The organism is Bradyrhizobium sp. Crot121, from assembly GCF_059512385.1.
Map to the genome: position 1 here is coordinate 1 of NZ_JCAMOR010000372.1, position 454 is coordinate 454.

The 454-nt window shown below is 60.1% G+C and carries 1 protein-coding gene; it reads right to left on the reverse strand.

Translation table 11 applies throughout. The features are described 5' to 3' along the window. A partial coding sequence (locus AC5ZGW_RS47035) for a VapE domain-containing protein (protein ID WP_496114259.1) occupies window positions 1-454 on the reverse strand: 454 nt, incomplete at both ends.

Consider the following 454-nt stretch of genomic DNA (forward strand, 5'->3'; position numbering starts at 1 on the left):
GTCGTCATCATTGCGCCTGCGCATCGCATCAGAACGCGGCGGCATCTTGAACAGTCGACGGCTGCCCGACTTGCGCGGCTTGGCGCCCGTCAGCTTCTGCAGCAGGCGGCTGCCGTCCGTTGCCTGCGACTTCGACGGCCGATCAAACCCGACTGCAATTAGTACATCCGTGGCCGTCATTTCCTCGCCGAACCCAACTCGCGACCAGTCGAACTTCTGCAACAGCAGTTCTTCCAGTGGGTCGATGGATTCGTGTTCGCGGTTGACAGCTTCCAGTGCCGCTTCTTCGTCGCGCTCCAGCCACCAGCGTTCGCCGTTCCTGAAGAGCGTGGCGACTTCAGCCCATAGCTGTTGCACGTCGATGCTGTGCTTATAGTTCACATCGATAACGGGGATGGTCCACCAGCGCACGTTACCCGTTTCGTCAGCCAGGAAGCGTTCAGGGTTCACGCTC